The organism is Cumulibacter soli, from assembly GCF_004382795.1.
GTDB classification, from domain to species: domain Bacteria; phylum Actinomycetota; class Actinomycetes; order Mycobacteriales; family Antricoccaceae; genus Cumulibacter; species Cumulibacter soli.
The window spans coordinates 290,494-307,551 of the sequence record NZ_SMSG01000001.1; the positions used below are offsets into that span (position 1 = coordinate 290,494).

Below are 17,058 nucleotides of genomic sequence, written 5' to 3' on the forward strand. Positions count from 1 at the left end.
CCGTGCAACTCCTGCGACCGTACGTCGTACAAGCGGTCCCGACGCGTGCCGATATCGCCGAAGTCGCGTCGGTGCTCGGCGCACCACGAGACATCCTGCTGCCGGTGGACGCCGCTGATCGCGAGCGCGTCCTCGCTGCCGCTCGGGTCACCGATCCGGTCATCGGCGACCAGGAGCCCCTCGTGCTCGGCGTCGCCACGACTGGGTCGACCGGAGCACCGAAAATCGTGCTGCACACCGCGCGTTCGCTGCGCGCATCGGCTGATGCCGCCATCGAGTTCCTCGGCGGACACGGCCAATGGCTGCTGTGCCTGGGTATCAACCACATCGCCGGCATTCAGGTCGTACTGCGCTCCGCGCTCGCAGGGATCGACCCGGTCGTCTGCCCGGCCGGTGGTCCATCGTTCGTCGACCAGTTCACCGCGGCCACCAACCAACTCACCCACGCTCGCCGGTACGTGTCATTGGTCCCCACCCAGTTGCAACGCCTCATCGACGGCGGCGCGTTGGATGCCCTGCGTTCGCTAAGCACCATCCTGCTCGGTGGGGCGGCGGCGGATCCGGGCCTGCTGGCGCGCGCCAGAGACGCGGGGGTCAACGTGGTGACAACGTACGGCGCGAGCGAAACGGCCGGCGGTTGCGTGTACGACGGCATTCCGCTGCGGGGCGTCGAGGTCGACACCACCGGCGGTATCGTCCGACTCAGCGGTGATGTCGTCGCCAGCGGCTACCGCGATCCGGTAGCGCAGGACCCGCTCGACGGGCGCACGTTCACCACCTCGGATCTCGGCGAGATAAGTGACGGCCGGCTGCGGGTGCTGGGACGTGCCGACGACATCATCAACACCGGCGGCAAGAAAGTCTCGCCGCTGCGGATCGAGCAGGCGCTCCGCACCCTGCCTGGCATCGATGACGCGATCGTGGTCGGGATCCCGGACCTCGAATGGGGGCAGCGGGCTATCGCGCTCGTCAGCGGTCCCGGTTGCGATGAACCCCGCGAAGCGTTACGAACCTTGCTTGCACCGCACGAATTGCCTACCCAGTTCTTGCTGCTGCCGGAGTTGCCGTACAAAGGTATCGGCAAACCGGATCGCGCTCAGGCGTTGCGGATCGCGCTCGAGAATGCGTGATCAGTCGGCTTTCTTGCCGGTCGACCGGAACTCGTCGCGCATGCTGAGTTGTTTCTCCTTGCGCTGCGACATTCCTTCCGCGACGCGGACGCGCATCTTCGACAGCGCGAAGAAGGACACCGGAATGGACACGATGGCCGCCGCGACCGCACCCGGCAGACCTCGGAAACCGATCAGCCAGAACCCCGCCAGAATCAGCGCGAAAATACCGAGCCGCGCGATGAAGTAGCTCAGGGCGAGGCCGGTGGTGGACTGCTTCTGCTGCGGGGCCTCGGACGAGGATTCGGGAGTGTCGCTCACGGCCGCCATTATCGCACTGACTGCGCCGCAGGCGGTGAGATGTCGCGCACCGGCCCCTCACCCGATGCGAGTCATTGCCGCCACAGCGCGCCGCGGAATACCGAGTTAAAGTAGACCAGCACAGCACGACCGGAAGGCCCGCCATGTATGCGCTCTTCGCCGCGTTGATCGCCATAGCCGTGGTCACCATGATGTGGCGCTATTTGGAGCGTGAAACGCGTGCTGGTGACGATGACGACGGCGATCTTCAGGCCCGTCGACCCCGACCGGCCCTGCCCCGTCGCGCGCCCAAGACACGCACCCTCGCTCCGGACGACGATCCGGACTTCCTGCGCGAGTTGGGCAAACGGATCCATAAGGACCCCAACGACGAGCCCCGGCCCGACTCGAACTAACCAACCGGCGGCCAGCCGCCTGCGCTGCTGAAAACGCAGTCTGAGCGGCGCCTCATCGCTGTATGTGGCTTAACTGCACGCCTGGACTGCGACTTCAGCAGGCTGGATCACAGGCCGCTGTAGGAGTGCAGGCCGGAGATGACCGTGTTGACCACGACGAAGTTGAAGATCATCGTCGCAGCGCCCAGCAGGTTGATGTACGCCGCGCGCTTACCCTTCCAGCCTGCGGTCGCCCGCGCGTGCAAGTACACCGCATACACGACCCACGAGATGAACGCCCAGGTTTCCTTCGGGTCCCAGGCCCAGTAACGGCCCCATGCGGACTCCGCCCAAATCGCGCCGGTGATGATCGCGAACGTCCAGATCGGGAAGGCAAACGCCATGGTGCGCGCCGCGAGCCGATCCAGCACCCCCGACGACGGTAGGTTCCCGGCGATCCGCGACGGTACGTAGTCCTCGGTCTCCCGCTCACGCGCCTCATGCTTGGCCTTCACCAGGTACAGCCACGACGCGACCGCGCTCACCAGCAGAATTCCGCTGGCGATCGTCGCTGCCGTGACGTGCACAGCAAGCCAGTACGAGCGCAGGGCAGCCACGACTGGCCCCGCCTCGGCGTAGAACTGAAGTCCGATAACTACCAGGATCAGAATCACTGGGGGCAGGACGAACACGCCAAGGAAGCGTCGGGACGACTTCGCCGTCGAGAGCACGAGATAGGTCGTCACCGCGCAGATGCAGATAGCGGACGCGAACTCGAACATGTTGCCCCAGGGCAGTCGGTTCGTCGCGATACCGCGCGCCACCAGGGCGGCGACCTGCAGTGCCAGGCCGAGGATCGTCAGCACGAACCCGATCAGCCCGAGTCGGGGACCCCACACCGACTTCGACGGTGGCGGTTCGTTGGGTTCGACGGGTTCGTCTTCGACGAGACCGCCGGCAGCGGACGTCGAAGCTCCGACACTCGCCAGGTCGCGCTCGGTGGCCTCAGCGCGCAACACACGCTGGCGCTCGCGGGCCGCGGCCTTCGCGGCAGCACGCCGCTCCCCCTTACCAAACGCGTAGTCACCGCACAGGGCGAACAAGCCCGCGGAGTAGGCGACGATCGCGCCGGAGAACAAATGATCCGATACGGCCGCCAGCGACGCGTTGACGCTCATCAGGCCTCCTCATCTGGTGCAGGGTCGTCATAGAGAATACGCGCACGTAATCCGGCGAACTCATCGCCGAAGGCCGCGTGACCGGAGTGTGCGAGACCGCCGACCTCGATGCGGCGTACGCCGTCCTCGACATCTCGCACACGCACCCAGAGCCGGCGGCGCCGCAGGAACAGCGTGCCCATCAGTCCGATCAACGCGGTGATCGCGAACGCCAGTACCCAGCCCTGAGCGGGGTCATGGCTGATCTGGAAGGCCGCCCATTCGGCGACCCGATCGAAGGTGATCGTGGTGCCGTCCGGCAGGGTCACCGACTCGCCCGGAGACAGGTTGACCGACTCGACCCGCTCCAGCAATCCGTCCTCGATCACTTGCTGATCGAGCGTGTAGACCGACTGCGGAACACCGGTGTCGAGGCCGGTATAGCCCTGGTAGATGAACAACGCGACCATCGGGTTCAGCAACCGCGGGTCGGTGGACACGATCACGCCGTCCCCCGCGTCCTGCGCGGTCGGGGCGAGGAACCCTTCCATCGCCAAGGAGTTTTCCGCGTCCCCGGTGTCGATCTTCAAGGCGCCCTCGGAGCCGAAGTTCTGCTGATCCGACGGCAAGAACGGTGCCTGCTCCTCGCGGACGGTGCCGTCGGGCATCTCGATCGTGAAGACCGGCGCATATCCGTGCCCGGTGACATAGGCGCGGACGCCGTCCGTACGTAGCGGGTCGTTCGTTCCAATCACCTTGTGAGCACCGGTCGAGTCAGCAGCCGGGCCGTAGTTCACGTCGGAGAGGAACTGCGCCGGAGTGAGGTCGGCCTCGTACACCGTCTCGAACGAGTTCAGCGTGATGCACAGATCGGCCATATCGGCGCCGTCGACGAACGTTCCCCCGGCGAACGAGTCGTACGCCATCTGCGTATTGCAGAACTCCTCGCCCTCGATCGCGATGCGCGTGGCCTCGTAGCCATTGACCTTGCCGACGGCGAGCGCGATGAGCAGTCCCAGCAGGCTCAGGTGGAAAACCAGATTCCCGGCTTCCTGCAGGTAGCCCTTCTCGGCGCTGAGCGTTTCACCGTTGGCGTCGTGGCGGCGTACGACGCGCCACCGTTTGCCGCGCAGGGTCTTCTGCGCGTCATCGAGTACGGCGCCGGATTCCAGTTCGGTGGTCGCGTCGCCGTACTCGGCGAACCTGGACAGGTTCCGCGGCGCTTTCGGCGGTTTAGCGCGGATCCCGCGCAGATAGATCGAGATCCGCGGCACCAGGCAGCCGACGAGCGAGATGAACAGCAGCAAATAGATCGCGGCGTACCACGGCGAGGAGAACACCTCGAACAGGCCGAGCCGGTCGATCCATGGGGCGAGAGTCGGATGGTCGGCGTAATACTCACGGATCTTCGACGGACTCAGATTGCGCTGCGGCAATAGCGAGCCAGGTACGGAGGCCACGGCGAGCAAGAACAGCAGGATCAGTGCCGTACGCATCGAGGTGAGCTGGCGCCACCAGTAGCGGCCGATCTCGCGCGCGGAGTGAATCACCGGCTTACGCGGCGAGGCATCCTCGCGCCAGAGCACGTCCTCGCGCGGTTCGGGTTTGGAGTTCAGCGTATCGGCGTCGCGCTCGACATCGGCCTCCGCACGGGCATCGACAGAGTCGCTCCCCTGGACCTCGTCCTCGCGGCTGTTGGTCTCGGCATCGTGTTCGTCGCGGGTCACAGCAGGAGCTCCCCGGCCGGGAACCAACCTTGAATGGTGGCGACGATGTCGATCCACCAGCCCGTCAGCAGCACGATCCCGAGCAGGATCAGCATCACGCCACCGATCTTCATCAGCGCGCCGGCGTGCTTGCGCGCGAAACCGGAGGCCTTCATCGCCCAGCCGAATCCAGCGGCGATCAAGATGAACGGAAGTCCCAGGCCGATGCAGTACAGCGCGGTCAAGAACGCGCCGCGTTCGGCACTGCCCTCCTGATACGAGAGCGTGAGAATCGCGGTGAGCGTCGGACCGATGCACGGTATCCAGCCGATCGCGAAGAACGCCCCCAGCAGCGGTGCACCGACGAGTCCGGCGGCGGGCAGCTTGTGGAAGCGCCACTCGCGCTGCATCCACGGCAACTTCCCCAGAAAAGCGATGCCCATGATGATGATCAGCACGCCCATCACCTTGGTGATGGTTGCCTCGTATTGCCGCAACCAGTTTCCGGCCTGGCCGAACAGCGTGCCGTACGACACGAAGACCGCGGTGAACCCGAGGACGAACAGTGAGGCGCCGAGCATGACGCGGCGGCGGGCAGGTTGCTGCCGCGCGGCGGGTTCGGTCCCCGATTCGCCCGCGACGGTCGCGACATAGGACAGGTAGCCCGGCACAAGCGGCAACACGCAGGGAGATGCGAAACTCACCAGGCCTGCCGCGAGCGCGAGCAGGCTCGCCAGCAGTAGCGAGCCTGCGGTGACGGTGGTGTCGATGTCGGCGAGGAGGGTCATTCGGCCAGCAGCTTCTCGATCGTGCTGGTCAGATCGTCGAGGTTGACCGGGGCGGTGTACGCCGCAGCGACGCGACCTTCAGCGTCGAAAACGACGGTCGACGGGATGGCTGCGAGCGGGTAGTTATTCAGCTGCAGTCCGATCTTGGTACTCGGGTCGAACAGGCTCGGGTAGGTCAGTCCCTCTTGTTTGCTGTAGGTCTCACCCTGGCCCTTTGAGTCGCGGACCAGGACGCCGATCAGTTGCACACCCTGCGGTTGGTAGGTCTCGTACACCGCCTGCAGGTCCGGCGCCTCGACGCGGCACGGTGGGCACCAGGTGGCCCAGAAGTTCATCACGACGATCGTGTCGGCGTAGTCGTCGAGTTCGAACGGTTCGCCATCCAGCAGCTCGCCACTGATATTCGGCGCGTCCTGCCGCTCGTCGACAGGAATGACCTCGCCGTGCGGGGTGCCCTCCACGAACCGGAACTCGCTGCCGCCCTCAGGGGCGTCGGTGCTGGCCGAGCAGCCCGCGAGTGCAAGCGCCGAAACGAGGAATGCGGTCAGTATCCGTACGAGCCTCATGCGCCGACTCCGTTACCGCCGTCGCCGCACGGTTCGACGTACTCGACGTGTGAGACGACCTCGCCCTCGAAATGCAGTGAGGTCACGGACGCGAGCGCGCACTGACGACTGCGCGGATCGTGCCATAGCCTGCGACCCTGCACGGCGCAACGCATTGTCCAGATCGGCAGTTGGTGTGACACGCACACCGCCTGGTGACCGCGTGCCTGCTGGCGGGCGGCTTCGACGGCCATGCTCATCCGCACCACGATGTCGACGTACGGCTCGCCCCAGGAGGGCTTTATCGGGTTGCGTAGGTGCGGCCAGTTGCTCCGGCGGCTCAGGATCCCGCCCTTGCCTCCCCAGCGCTGGCCCTCGAAGGTATTAGCTGCCTCGATCAACCGTTCATCAACGGCGACTGGTAAATCCTTGGCACGTGCCAGCGGCGCTGCCGTGTCTTGGGCTCGCTGCAGCGGGCTGGCGACGAGGTAGCGAACGTCGCGATCGGCGAAATAGTCCGCTACCCGTTGCGCCATCTTCGCCCCGTCGTCGGACAGCCGGAACCCGGGCATCCGCCCGTAGAGGATCCCGTCCGGATTGTGCACCTCGCCGTGCCGCACGAGGTGGACGACGGTTTGCTCGCCCACCGTTACCGCGCCGCGGCCGCGGCGCTGGCGGCGTAGGGCAGCGCCTCATCGATCCGCGCCAGCACGGCATCGTCGTGCACGGACGAGAGGAACCAGCATTCGAATCCGGACGGCGGCAGGTACACACCGCGCGCGAGCATCTCGGCGAAGAACGCGGCGAACCGGGTCGAGGACTGGGTCCGCGCGAGTGCGTAGTTGGTGACTTCGGGCGCCTCGGTGTCATCTTCGAACAAGAAGACCGAGAACATCGTGCCGGCGGTCTGGATGCGGTGCGGTACGCCTGCGTTGAACAGCGCCGCGGACACCATGCCTTGCAACTGGCTACTGGCTGCCGCGATCTTGCCGTATGCCTCATCGGTGGACAGTTGCAGGCTGGCCAGCCCAGCAGCGGTCGCCAACGGGTTACCGCTGAGGGTGCCCGCCTGGTAGACCGGCCCGGCCGGGGCCAGCATCGACATCACGTCTGCACGGCCACCGAATGCAGCGGCAGGCAGTCCGCCGCCCATCACCTTGCCGAAGGTGAACAGGTCAGCGGTGACCGGGTCCAGTCCATACCAACCAGTGGCCGATGCCCGGAAACCTGTCATCACCTCGTCGCTGATCATCAGCGCGCCATGCGCCTCGGTGACTTCTCGGATGACCTGGTTGAACCCAGCAACCGGCGGTACGACACCCATGTTGCCCGGCGCTGCTTCGGTGATCACACAGGCGATCTCGGCACCTCGCTCGGCAAACAGCGCGCGCAACGCGGACGCGTCGTTGTACGGCAACACGAGGGTCTCAGCGGTCTGGGTCTGCGTAACGCCCTTCGTCTCCGGGATAGCCAGCGTCGCGACCCCCGATCCGGCTTCAGCAAGCAGCGAGTCGACGTGCCCGTGGTAGCAGCCGGCAAACTTGACGACCAGGCTGCGCCCGGTGAAGCCGCGGGCAAGGCGAATCGCGGACATCGTGGCCTCGGTCCCCGAGTTGACCAGTCGGATCGCTTCAACCGGGCTGCGCGAGACGATCTCCTCGGCGAGCAGCACTTCGTTTTCCGTCGGGGTGCCAAAACTCGTGCCACGCTGCGCCGCGCGAGTGACCGCCTCGACTACCTCCGGGTGCGCGTGCCCATGCAGCAGCGGTCCCCAAGAGCCGACGAGGTCGACGTACTCGCGGCCGTCGACATCCGTCATGAATGCGCCTTTACCGGAGGCTATGAACCGCGGCGTCCCGCCGACAGATTTGAACGCGCGGACCGGAGAGTTCACCCCACCCGGAACGACCTCGCTCGCGCGGGCGAACAGTGCGGCGGACGCGGGGGCTTCATCTGGATATGGCACGTTCGTCATTGTCCCACCCATGAGGCCGTCGTGCTCCCTCAGGCAGCGGTGGCCCGCACCACTCTGCTCTTCGCAGCACCGATCCTACGCACTAACGCACCCATCACATCGCATCGACGGCGTGCGGGCATAAGGTCAGTAATTTCATAAACATTTGAGAACGATGAAATTCAATTCATTGCGATTTTCCTCGCCGACACTTAACTTGACGGGGGTCGACCTAGAAATCACTGCTACAAGAGAAACAACGAGATCAGGTGATTAACGAAATGAGTTCAATCTCAGCACACGCAACCGGTCCTTCGAATCGAATCGGTCAAATTCGGCGCCGCTTGGCCACCATTGCAGCTGTCGGGTTAGCGGCAACTGGCTTGGTGATATCGAATGCCGCCGCCAGCGAGGCGGCTCCGGCTCCGGCTCCGGCTCCGGCTCCGGCTGCTACATCATGCGGCGTAAATCTTAGCGGGATCTATGGTCAAGCATATTGCTATAGCATCACGGCCCCGTATTCGCAAGTGCGGGCAAAAGTGTCATGCCCGGGCGGATATATCAACTACGGGCCATGGGTCGGCGCGCAGCAGTACTCAGCGGCGTTCTGCGGGTTTGGCATTTATCCGACTCTAGTCGACTACCAGCTCAGTTAGTAATAGTTAATAACCAGGACCAGCTTGATCAGAAAAACCCTGATCATCAGTCGATGGGAGTATTGCGACCCGAACCGCAATGCTCTCATCGACTCATGACCAGTTGACACACCAAAGGAGCGTGGAACGTCGGGTTGCCATATGAGGGTCTACAGATCACCACAAAGCTGTATCGTCTGCGTCCGTTCCCGACATTCCTGTTTCACGCGAGTTGTACGTCATCCATTAATAGATCGCCACCGCGCAGGATCAAACGTTAGCCCGCACCCGGTGAGGCTCGATGACTTGCCAGCGCAGTCCGCGTCGGGATCGCTCGGTTTATCTATAGCAGGAACCATAGTCACCGCGCGGTTACCGCCTCCCGCTCGATTCAGACGTCATCGGCCGTAATTCACACATGTACGCGTTCGCTGTCCTTCACGCCAGATGGCATAGTGGTGCGTAGTCCTCGCATTCCAACCCGAAGGCCAACATGCGCCGCCCCTACATCGCTCAGCGTCTACTGGTTGCCTGCCTCATCATGATCGCCCCGGTCGCAGGCTGTAAGTCATCCAACGCCTCGCCAAGTTCCGGGCCGAGCCCGAGCGTCGCCGAACGGATCGATTCGGCATCGCTCGACTGGATCGACAGCGTTCCAGACCTACACACGCTCGGAAAGCCAACTGTCATCAATTTCTGGGCAACGAATTGTGGGCCCTGCGTCGAGGAGATGCCGATGCTGCAGGAGTTCGCGAGCGTGCACACAGCCGACGTAGCGGTAATCGGGATCGCCATGGAGCGATCAAGTTCAACTGTCGAGTCTTTCATCGACGAATACGGTGTGACCTACCCAATCGGCGTGGACGCAAAGTCAACCGTGGGAAGCCTTTTCCCAGAAGTGGTTGGGCTTCCGGTCTCCCTTTTCATTGATTCGAGCGGGCGCGTAGTCGAGACGCACATAGGGGCGCTCACAGCGTCAGATCTCGACGGATTCTTGGCACCCGCCCGTTAGCCATGAGCCGGCCTGGCTCATCCGACTACCGCAACATTGCCACCCGGATGTTCCATGTGTCGCCATCGACGACCGTCAGGTCCGCGCCTTTACCGGAGGCTATGAACCGCGGCGTCCCGCCGACAGATTTGAACGCGCGGACCGGAGAGTTCACCCCACCCGGAACGACCTCGCTCGCGCGGGCGAACAGTGCGGCGGACACGGGGGCTTCATCTGGATATGGCACGTTCGTCATTGTCCCACCCAGGAGCGGGTCGTGCTCCTTCAGGCAGCGGTGGCCCGCGCCACTCTGGCTGCCGTAGCGGCGTCGTCACGCCTCAATTGCGCCGGCCACCTTACGTTCAAGCGCAGCCATACCGCGGCGCGGCAGTACGACGATTCCGTTGATCTCCTCGCGTCCACGCCCCAGTGCCTGAGTGCGTTCCTGTGCAGAGGCGCCGTCATCAGCGGCGAGATCGAACAGTTTGCGAGCGCGGTTCAGATGCGCCTGATCGGCGACATCGAAGTCGCTGAATCCGCGCCTAATCGCTTCAGCCTCGGCTGCGCGGAACGCGGTCTGCAAGGTATGGACCGCGGCTCGGTACTGGTCGACATCGTCACGATCAGTGAGATCCTCGGCGCTGCCCGGCCGCAGACTGTCAGCAGTGAGCATCGCGTGATGGAAGGCCGACACGAGCGGGTCGCGCACATCCGCCATCACCGGATACTCCAGCATCCGCTGAGGGTCGAGTTCGTACGCAGCCCACTCGTCGATCGTTTCCTGATGCTGCCGCATGAGAGTCCGCACCTCACGCGTACGAGTAGCCCCTTGTTCGAGGGCCGACCCCTGCGCCTGCACTTTCGCGAGGCGGACCTCCTGCTTGAGTCGGTAGCGCTCCTGGGCCCGTTCGGCCCGGCGCTCGTTCATCGCCTCAAGCCGATTGATCGCAGTCGAGATCACCCCGCCGAAGACGGGGATGATCCAGAACAGATGCCACATCCATTGCACGCCGCTAGTATGCGCCCGTTGAACGGCTCCGGCATCTGCCATATGTCACGGCCCGCACGGAATCTCCCCCGAAACGCGCGCGACGGCGGACCCTGCGGCGTCTCCGCTCGCTCGTACCTCGCTCAGTCGACGGCCGGTCGAGCAGGAATACCCCACAACCCGGTCACCGACGGCAGCGCACCCCCCCAATCCGGTCATCGACCGAAGCGGCGACGAGGAACGAGGAACCGCGCAGCGGAGATGCCCGCAAGACACCCACACACCAACACCCCGCGACGTCTCCGTTCGCTCGTACCTCGCTCAGTCGACGACCGTACAAGCAAGAACGACCGGATAAGCAGGGACGACCGGCTGGGCAGGGACGACCGGTTCAGAGGTCGTATGGGGCGAAGAAGTCCGGTCCCGATTTGCGGCCGTCAACATCAGTTCGCTGGGTATGCGGCTGCGCAGGATGAGCACCCGCCTGATCCCCCGGCAGCGTGGCCGGTCCAGGTGCAGCATTGGGGATCGGGGCCAGACCGATTCCGGGCAACGGGAACATCCCGGGGAAACGTCGCGCGAGTTGCTGGCGCGCCATCTCGCGGTTCCGGGCGTCCTGTGCACGCATTCCGGTAGCTACCCACCACACGCCGATCACGATGACTACCGCCGACATCGGCAACACGAACCAACTGAGCACCCTGAGCCCGGTCGGCGTCCCCTCCCGCAAGGGCGAATAGAACGAGCCGTCCTCCGGCGCAGATACAACTATCGATTGACCGCCGGAATAGCTGCCGAGAATCACTCCGGTATGCCACGTCCCGTCGATCTGGTAATCGACCTTCCACGCGCCGTACTCACCATCAGCGACCGTGTCCTCGGCGCTGAGCGCGTCGGGGCTGACTCCCCACTGCACCACGCCATCGGCGTCCACCCGCGATGACAACCGGTCGGCGAAATTCAACGGCCCGAACGAGAGAACTAGTCCGCCAACACCGAGCACGAGCAGCAGGATTCCGAACCGAATCCGCCACGTTTCGCTCACCGCTACCTCCCGCTACCAGCCCTCGACCGGTCCCAGCCTAATCGTCGGCGCGATCGGCTGACTGGTGCCGCGGGGACTATCGCAGCGGGGCACCACGGACGCATACTGCCTAGCAATCATCGACAACAACGGAAGAGAGCCCATGTCTGCGGCGAACGCAACCACCATCGATCTCGACAGCAACGGCACGGTCCTCGCCCAGTTACGCGGACACACCATGTTGATCACCCTCAATCGGCCAGAAGCGCGCAATGCGGTCAATGTGCAAGTGGCTTACGGGCTTGGTGAAGCGCTCGAGTACGCCGAGCGCACCACCGACGTCTGGTGCGTGGTGCTCACAGGTACCGGCGACAAGGCGTTCTGCGCAGGCGCCGACTTGAAAGCATCGGCCGCAGGCGACTTCGACAAGGCCGATGAACGGCTCAGCCGGTGGGGCTTTGGCGGCTACGTGCAGCACCCGATCAGCAAACCGACGATCGCGGCCGTGAACGGCTTCGCGCTCGGTGGCGGTACCGAACTCGTGTTGGCCAGCGACCTGGCCGTCGCCGCCGAGTCCGCCAGTTTCGGACTGCCTGAAGTGAAGCGCGGAATCTTCGCCGCGGGCGGTGGCGCGTTCCGGCTCCCCCGCCAGATTCCCGCCAAGGTCGGCATGGAGGTCATGCTGACGGGCCGTCCACTCACCGCTGAACGCGCATTGGCGCTGGGGTTGGTGAACGCCGTCGTGCCCGCCGAGCAATTGCTGGACGCCGCATTCGAGTTAGCGGACGCGATCAACGAGAACGCTCCGCTCGCCGTCCAGGCGACGAAACGAACCGCACTGGGGATCACCGACGGCAACATCGCTACCGAAAACGACGACTGGGCCCGCAACGGCTATGAACGCGAACGGCTGATGCAGACCGCAGATTCGATGGAGGGCCGGCTGGCTTTCGCCGAGAAGCGCGCTCCTCAGTGGACCGGACGCTAACGCGAATTGGAGCGGTCCGGGTTGGCGAAATGACCGCCAGCCCGGGCCGTACTGCGTGGTTGGCCGAGAATCCGCATCGATTCGCGGCCGAGAGCAACCTGGACAATCGTTCGTTAAGTTAGGAATACTCCGACGCAGTACCCGACATCCTCGATGTCACGCCATGCGAAGGAGTACTTATGCGTCGAAGCCTCGTACTGTCCGGTGGGCTGCTTTCGATCGGGATGGTTCTGGCCGCCTGTGGAAACAAGCCCGACGAGTCGACGTCGAGTCCCAACGAGTTCAGCGACAGCATCGCTGCGGCGGACGACTTCGATGCCGACGGGCACTTCGACTTCGCATTTAGCGTGTTCGCGCCCACCTGGGACCCGATCGAAAGCATCGGCGGCGTCGACATGACGTTTTACGAACCCGTGTACGACAGCCTGCTGCACGAGAACAAAGACGGCGGGATCGAGCCGATGCTCGCCACCGACTTCACTCCGTCCGAAGACAACAAGACCCTGACGCTCACCCTCCAGGAAGGCCTGAAGTTCTCCGACGGGGAAGCGTTCAACGCCGATGCGGTCAAGTTCAACCTCGATCGTGCGAGGCAGACAACCAGCCGCGTCGCCGGCGACCTGTACATGGTCGACGAGGTAACCGTCACGGGCGAGTACACCCTCGAACTACATCTATCGGGCGCGATCGGGTCGCTGCCGACCGCCCTCGCAAACGCGGCGGGCATCCAGGTCTCACCCAAGGCGGCCGAGGCAGGGATTCTCAGCGAGAAGCCTGTCGGGATCGGCCCGTTCGTGGCTACCAATATCGAACCTGGGGCACGCGTTGACTACGAAGCGAGCCCCGACTACTGGGATCCCGACGCTCAGCGAGTCGCCACGATGAGCTACCAACTCATGGCCGACGATCAGACCCGGATGAACGCACTGAGATCCGGCGAGATCGACGGCGCAGCCGTCACACCGATCGATATCGACTCTATCGCAAGCGACGGCTACACGACGCTCGTCAAACCGTCCTCGCAGATCGTGTACCTCAGCGTCAACGGCTCGAAGGGCAAGCTGGGCGATCCCGAAGTACGCAAGGCATTGAACATGTCGATCGACCGCGAAGCCCTTTCCGAGGGGTTGTACGACGGCTACTGCGTGCCCCAAATACAGCCGTTTCCCGAGTCAAGTGCCGGCTACAGCGAAAAAATCGGCGATGGATCGGACGCCTATCCATACGACCCCGAAAAGGCGAAAGACCTGCTCGCAGCGGCCGGCGCCAGCGATATGAGCCTCAAACTCGTCACGGGTAATGACACCCGAAATACTCAGCTTGCCGAGGTCGTGCAGGCGCAATTGACGGACGTCGGCATCGATGTGCAGGTCGAGATCATGCCGCCCGTCCCGTTGGTCGAGGCCTACACCGAGACCGAAACCATGGACATGCTGGCCTCCCAGTCGAACGGTCTCAATGATCCGGGCGTCATGGTGCAGCGTTATCTGACGCCCGAAGCGCTGTTCAATCCGGGCGATCTGGAATATCCCGAACTCGCGAAGTTGGGCAACGAAGCCGCTGCCACACTCGACCCGGAGGTCCGCAAGGCGGGATACGAAAAGTTCATGGACGCGTGGGTCGAGGCCCCGCCACACTTCGTTCCGCTGTGCCTGAGCAGCAACGCGGCCGCCTACGCGGCGGGCGTCTCCGGCGTGACGCAGAAGGCAAACGGACTGCCTGGTCTGCGGGGCGTCGCCGTCACCGAGCAGTAACCTTTCCGGGAACTGGACCTGGACAAACGTTCGTTAAGGTCCGATACTCGCCAAGCAGTACCCGAACGTGACGGGCGTCGCGTTCGGCGAGTTGCGAAGGAGTGTCCATGCGCCGAACCCTCACGTTCACCAGCGCCTTAGTTGCCGCGGGGCTGCTACTCACCGCCTGCGGGGACAAGCCGGAATCGACGTCCGCAGATTCGAACGAATTCGCCGACAGCATCGAGGTCGCTGAGGATTACGACCCCGAAGGCCATTTCGATTTCGCCTACACCACGTTTGCGCCCACATGGGACCCCATCGAGAGCGTCGGCGGCGTCGACATGATCTTCTATGACCCCGTCTATGACCGGCTACTGAGCGAGAACAAGGACGGCGAGATCGAACCGATGCTCGCCACCGAGTTCACGCCGTCCGAGGACAACAAAACGCTGACACTCACCCTTCAAGAGGGCTTGTCGTTCTCCGACGGTGAACCTTTCGACGCCGAAGCAGTCAAGTTCAACCTGGAGCGCACCCAGGAGCCCACCAGCCGCGTAGCCGGCGACCTGTACATGATCGACGAGATCGAAATCGTCGACGACTACACCGTGGCCCTGCACCTGTCCGGCTCGATCGGGTCGCTGCCGACCGCACTGGCGAACACGGCGGGGATCATGGTCTCACCCAAGGCGGCGAAGGCCGGGATCCTCGGTGAACAGCCGGTTGGCATCGGCCCGTACACCGCTACCGCCATCGAACCTGGTGCGAGCGTGGATTACGAACTGACACCGGACTACTGGGACCCGGACGCCCAACGAACCGCAACGATGACCTACCAACTCATGTCCGACGACCAGACCCGCATGAACGCCCTGAAGTCCGGTGAGATCGACGGGGCGACGGTGAGTTCTACCGACATCGACTCGATCTCCGACGAGTTCACGACGATCATGAAGCCGTCCTCGCTGATCATCTACATCAGCGTGAACGGGTCGAAAGGCAAGCTCGGCGACCCCGAAGTACGCAAGGCGTTGAACATGTCGATCGATCGCGAAGCCCTTTCGCAGGGGCTTTTCGACGGCTACTGCGTGCCGCAAGTACAGCCGTTCCCGCAGTCAGGTTTCGGATATAGCGAGAAGATCGGCGACGGGTCGGACGTCTTCGGTTATGACCCCGAAAAGGCCAAGGAGATGTTCGCCGACGCGGGTGCCGCCAATATGAGTCTCAAACTCATCGCCAGCAACTCCACGATGACCAGTAAGCTCGCCGAGGTCATCCAGGAGCAACTCAGCAAGGTGGACATCGATATCAAGGTAGAGACGATGCCCCCAGTCCCGCTGGTCGAGGCCTTTACCGAGAGCGAAAGCGCCGAGATGCTCACCTCAATGTCCAGCGGTATCAACGATCCCGGCGTGATGGTGCAGCGCTACCTGACGCCGGAGGCGCTGTACAACCCGGGCGATCTTGAGTATCCCGAACTCGCGAAGTTGGGCAACGAAGCCGCAGCCACACTCGACCCGGAGGTCCGCAAGGCGGGATACGAGAAGTTCATGGACGCGTGGGTCGAAGCCCCGCCACATTTCGTGCCGCTGTGCATGATCAGCAACGCGGCGACGTACGCCGACGGTGTGTCCGGCGTCGCCCAAAAGGCAAACGGTTACCCGGACCTGCGTGGGGTTGCGGTCGCCAAGGAGTGACCACCGGTGAGGTGATCGGTTAGTCGATAACCTCACCGTGCGGTCAGCGCGATCGACGAGCAACTTCCACGGCGTAGTAGGTCAAGATCATCGAGGCTCCGGCACGAGTGATCGCTGTCAGTTGCTCGTCGATCATTCGATCGCGCTCGATCCAACCGTTCGCCGCAGCCGCTTCGATCATCGCGTATTCGCCGGAAACCTGGTACGCCGCGACCGGTAGATGGGTCGCCTCGCGCACATCGCGAATGACATCGAGGTAGGTCGAGGCGGGCTTGACCATGACGATGTCGGCACCCTCGTTGACGTCCAGTTCCAATTCGCGCAGTGCTTCACGAGCGTTGCCCGGGTCCTGTTGGTAAGTACGTCGATCCCCGGTCAGCTGCGAATCCACAGCTTCGCGGAATGGCCCGTACAGCGCCGAGGCGTACTTCGCCGTGTACGCCATCAGCGACACATCCTGGTGTCTGGCAGCATCCAGCGCCTCGCGCATCACGCCAATCTGCCCATCCATCATCCCGCTCGGGCCGATGATGTGCGCGCCGGCGTCAGCCTGCGCAATCGCCATATCGGCGTACACCTCGAGGGTCGCGTCATTATCGACTCGGCCCCGATCATCCAGGACGCCGCAATGGCCGTGATCGGTGAATTCGTCCAGGCAGCCGTCGCTCATCACCACGGTCTGCTCGCCGACCTCGGCGATCAGATCAGCGATACCGAGATTAAGGATTCCGTCCTGGCGTACCGCCGCGCTCCCGACGGCGTCCCGCTGCGCCGGCACGCCGAACAGCATGAGCCCGCCGACCCCCGCGTCGACGGCCTCCGCGGCGGCACGACGCAGTGAGTCACGGGTGTGCTGCACGACACCCGGCATCGAGGCGATCGGTCGTGGCTCGGTGATGCCTTCGCGCACGAACATCGGCAGGATCAGTCCGGCCGGGTCGATCCGTGTCTCGGCGACCAATCGACGCATGGCGGCGGTGTTGCGTAACCGGCGAGGACGTGACTGCGGGAACTGGCTCATCGGCGTACTCCTTGGTTTCACGAC

At 63.9% G+C, this 17,058-nt stretch carries 18 protein-coding genes; 6 read left to right on the forward strand and 12 right to left on the reverse strand.

Going from position 1 to position 17,058, the window contains the following annotated elements; translation table 11 throughout:
- Positions 1–2 precede the first annotated feature (2 nt).
- Complete coding sequence (locus E1H16_RS01420; protein WP_208378792.1) at positions 3–1,130, forward strand: AMP-binding protein; 1,128 nt, start codon at positions 3–5, stop codon at positions 1,128–1,130.
- On the opposite strand, the gene E1H16_RS01425 is transcribed toward E1H16_RS01420, so the two are convergent.
- A complete protein-coding gene (locus E1H16_RS01425) occupies positions 1,131–1,430 on the reverse strand; it encodes a DUF4229 domain-containing protein (protein ID WP_166741577.1) in 300 nt (99 codons plus the stop codon).
- Between the two features lie 143 nt (positions 1,431–1,573).
- Between E1H16_RS01425 and E1H16_RS01430 the strand changes: the two genes are divergently transcribed.
- On the forward strand, positions 1,574–1,825 hold the full coding sequence (locus tag E1H16_RS01430) for a hypothetical protein (protein ID WP_134321906.1): 252 nt from the start codon (positions 1,574–1,576) through the stop codon (positions 1,823–1,825).
- 107 nt (positions 1,826–1,932) lie between these two features.
- Here E1H16_RS01430 and ccsB read toward each other — a convergent pair whose 3' ends face one another.
- The 7 genes from ccsB to E1H16_RS18720 form a co-directional block, all read right to left on the reverse strand.
- Positions 1,933–2,982 (reverse strand): c-type cytochrome biogenesis protein CcsB, encoded by a 1,050-nt coding sequence (gene ccsB / locus E1H16_RS01435; RefSeq protein WP_134321907.1) that lies wholly within the window; start codon positions 2,980–2,982, stop codon positions 1,933–1,935.
- Positions 2,982–4,688 (reverse strand): cytochrome c biogenesis protein ResB, encoded by a 1,707-nt coding sequence (gene resB / locus E1H16_RS01440; RefSeq protein WP_134321908.1) that lies wholly within the window; start codon positions 4,686–4,688, stop codon positions 2,982–2,984. Before resB ends, ccsB begins: the two co-directional genes overlap by 1 nt.
- Positions 4,685–5,455, reverse strand: coding sequence for a cytochrome c biogenesis CcdA family protein (locus E1H16_RS01445; RefSeq protein ID WP_166741578.1), 771 nt, complete (start codon positions 5,453–5,455; stop codon positions 4,685–4,687). Before E1H16_RS01445 ends, resB begins: the two co-directional genes overlap by 4 nt.
- A complete protein-coding gene (locus tag E1H16_RS01450) occupies positions 5,452–6,021 on the reverse strand; it encodes a TlpA family protein disulfide reductase (RefSeq protein ID WP_134321909.1) in 570 nt (189 codons plus the stop codon). The genes E1H16_RS01445 and E1H16_RS01450 overlap by 4 nt, the downstream gene beginning before the upstream one ends.
- Positions 6,018–6,647, reverse strand: a complete 630-nt coding sequence (locus E1H16_RS01455; protein ID WP_134321910.1) for a histidine phosphatase family protein — start codon at positions 6,645–6,647, stop codon at positions 6,018–6,020. The genes E1H16_RS01450 and E1H16_RS01455 overlap by 4 nt, the downstream gene beginning before the upstream one ends.
- Before the next feature lie 2 nt (positions 6,648–6,649).
- Positions 6,650–7,975, reverse strand: coding sequence for a glutamate-1-semialdehyde 2,1-aminomutase (hemL, locus tag E1H16_RS01460; protein WP_134321911.1), 1,326 nt, complete (start codon positions 7,973–7,975; stop codon positions 6,650–6,652).
- Positions 7,976–9,102: 1,127 nt separating this feature from the next.
- On the reverse strand, positions 9,103–9,417 hold the full coding sequence (locus tag E1H16_RS18720; protein WP_243837553.1) for a hypothetical protein: 315 nt from the start codon (positions 9,415–9,417) through the stop codon (positions 9,103–9,105).
- Between E1H16_RS18720 and E1H16_RS19000 the strand changes: the two genes are divergently transcribed.
- A complete protein-coding gene (locus E1H16_RS19000; protein ID WP_424948519.1) occupies positions 9,320–9,601 on the forward strand; it encodes a TlpA family protein disulfide reductase in 282 nt (93 codons plus the stop codon). The genes E1H16_RS18720 and E1H16_RS19000 overlap by 98 nt on opposite strands.
- A 25-nt stretch (positions 9,602–9,626) precedes the next feature.
- Here E1H16_RS19000 and E1H16_RS01470 read toward each other — a convergent pair whose 3' ends face one another.
- The 3 genes from E1H16_RS01470 to E1H16_RS01480 all read right to left on the reverse strand — a co-directional run bounded on the left by E1H16_RS01470 (position 9,627) and on the right by E1H16_RS01480 (position 11,613).
- A complete protein-coding gene (locus E1H16_RS01470; protein ID WP_243837560.1) occupies positions 9,627–9,836 on the reverse strand; it encodes a hypothetical protein in 210 nt (69 codons plus the stop codon).
- A 75-nt stretch (positions 9,837–9,911) separates the two neighbouring features.
- Positions 9,912–10,589: a hypothetical protein gene (locus E1H16_RS01475; protein ID WP_134321913.1), complete on the reverse strand. Its 678-nt coding sequence runs from the start codon at positions 10,587–10,589 to the stop codon at positions 9,912–9,914.
- Positions 10,590–10,959: 370 nt separating this feature from the next.
- Positions 10,960–11,613 (reverse strand): hypothetical protein, encoded by a 654-nt coding sequence (locus tag E1H16_RS01480; RefSeq protein ID WP_134321914.1) that lies wholly within the window; start codon positions 11,611–11,613, stop codon positions 10,960–10,962.
- 142 nt (positions 11,614–11,755) lie between these two features.
- Here E1H16_RS01480 and E1H16_RS01485 point away from each other — a divergent pair, with 142 nt between their 5' ends.
- The 3 genes from E1H16_RS01485 (at position 11,756) to E1H16_RS01495 (ending at position 16,013) form a co-directional block, all read left to right on the forward strand.
- Positions 11,756–12,580: an enoyl-CoA hydratase-related protein gene (locus E1H16_RS01485; RefSeq protein WP_134321915.1), complete on the forward strand. Its 825-nt coding sequence runs from the start codon at positions 11,756–11,758 to the stop codon at positions 12,578–12,580.
- 179 nt (positions 12,581–12,759) lie between these two features.
- On the forward strand, positions 12,760–14,334 hold the full coding sequence (locus E1H16_RS01490; protein WP_134321916.1) for an ABC transporter substrate-binding protein: 1,575 nt from the start codon (positions 12,760–12,762) through the stop codon (positions 14,332–14,334).
- A gap of 107 nt (positions 14,335–14,441) precedes the next feature.
- Positions 14,442–16,013 carry an ABC transporter substrate-binding protein gene (locus tag E1H16_RS01495; protein WP_134321917.1) on the forward strand — a complete coding sequence of 524 codons (1,572 nt, stop codon included), beginning with the start codon at positions 14,442–14,444 and terminating at the stop codon, positions 16,011–16,013.
- 43 nt (positions 16,014–16,056) lie between these two features.
- Here E1H16_RS01495 and hemB read toward each other — a convergent pair whose 3' ends face one another.
- Positions 16,057–17,034 (reverse strand): porphobilinogen synthase, encoded by a 978-nt coding sequence (gene hemB, locus E1H16_RS01500; protein WP_134321918.1) that lies wholly within the window; start codon positions 17,032–17,034, stop codon positions 16,057–16,059.
- Positions 17,035–17,058 lie beyond the last annotated feature (24 nt).